The sequence below is a fragment of the Flavihumibacter sp. CACIAM 22H1 genome, assembly GCF_001601815.1.
Classification (GTDB): Bacteria; Bacteroidota; Bacteroidia; order Chitinophagales; family Chitinophagaceae; genus Flavihumibacter.
The window spans coordinates 1-1,496 of sequence record NZ_LUKG01000088.1 but is presented as its reverse complement, the minus strand read 5'-3'; the positions used below and the strand labels follow the sequence as shown (position 1 = coordinate 1,496).

The 1,496-nt window shown below is 46.9% G+C and carries 2 protein-coding genes; both read right to left on the bottom strand.

All coding sequences use genetic code 11. The features are described 5' to 3' along the window. On the bottom strand, positions 1-392 hold a 392-nt coding region (locus A1D16_RS18440; RefSeq protein WP_290712236.1), incomplete at its 3' end, for a nucleoside deaminase. Beyond that, positions 392-1,444: a hypothetical protein gene (locus A1D16_RS18435; RefSeq protein ID WP_290712235.1), complete on the bottom strand. Its 1,053-nt coding sequence runs from the start codon at positions 1,442-1,444 to the stop codon at positions 392-394. The genes A1D16_RS18435 and A1D16_RS18440, both read right to left, overlap by 1 nt. Positions 1,445-1,496: the final 52 nt, after the last annotated feature.

Here is a 1,496-nt window from a genome sequence, read left to right as displayed (position 1 = left end):
TGCGCAATGGAGATTTCTTCGTAAATAAACGAATCGTCAAAACCAGCTTCTGCTGCATCTTTTTTTGAGGAAGCAAATACCACCCGCTCGGGCCTGGCCCAATAAATGGCTCCCATACACATAGGGCAGGGTTCACAGGAAGCATACACCACGCAGCCGGTTAACTGGAAGTCGTTCAGCAGGGCGCAGGCTTCGCGGATCGCTACCACTTCGGCATGTGCGGTTGGATCATTGGTACATAGCACCCGGTTATGCCCTGCAACCAGTACCTCATTGTCCTTTACAATAACACAGCCAAAGGGTCCTCCATCACCAGCTTCCATTCCTTTGTAGGCTTCTGCAATGGCCAGCTCCAGAAAATAGCGGTCTTTATTACTATCCGGCTGCTGCATTATTGGTATTGAATATAAAGCGGACGGGGTTTAAGTTTCATCAGCTCTTCCGGTGTCAGTAAACGGGAAGGCGTTTCTTTTAAATCGTTTTTATAGAAGATTTTGAACCCGGTAAACTCAATTGGTTCTGTATAAATAAAATGTTTGTACGTGCCAATTTTACGGGCTGGCGCTCCCCATCCGTCCATATGCATTACTATCTGCACTTCGGGGCGGGTACTGATCTGCTGGTAATTTTTTACCATCGGACGGGTAAAGCGGTGCACCACCAGTACTTTGGGAGGCAGGTTATGTTTTTTTACGAGTTTAGCCAGGTAATCCGACGCATAATTGATATCGGCAGCATCAAAAGAACCGATCACTTTGCCAGGTGCCTGTCCGCCTTTCATAGAAAACTCCGGATCTATACCAAGGTGTACATTGGGCATGGCCAGGTATTTTTCGAGCTCAGGAATTTCTTCCTGCAAACTCCCCAATCCTACCTGGATATCGAGAAATACAATTGCATCAATCATTTTCGCGATACTCAATACCGAATCAATCTGTTTGAACGGCATCCGCAGGCGATATTTACCGGCTGCTCCCGGGCTACCCTGCGCGGTAACGCAGATATAATGAAGGGCTGGCTGAACGGGAGTAGCAGGGTCTGCAGCCTCCCAGCTTTTAAGTTCTGTCTTAAGCTTTTCAATCATTTGTTTTGGAGGCAGTTCGCCTAAAATACCCATCCTGGTGCTGTAAAGATTACCATAATAGGCAATAATCCGCTTGTAGGGAAGAATAGCACCGGGCAAGGGATAGGCTGTTTTAACCGGCCATTTACCCGAGCTGTCGCCATTGGTCATATGTACCAATTGCTGGTTAAAAAGGGCTGTATCAAGGGTAGCTGCTGCGGTTTCCTGAACCGGTGGCTGTGCTGCTACAGCCTCTGGATTTTTAGTTGTATCAACGGCAGCTGCAACAGCAGCAGTGGAAGTTGGCACAGAGTCACAGGAAAGCAGGCTAACTGCAATAGTTAAACAAAAACTGGTTTTCAGGAGGCGATTAGATTTCATAAACTTCAAATTCTGATAAGTAAACACAAGCCTTCAACGTTGTTGAAGGCTT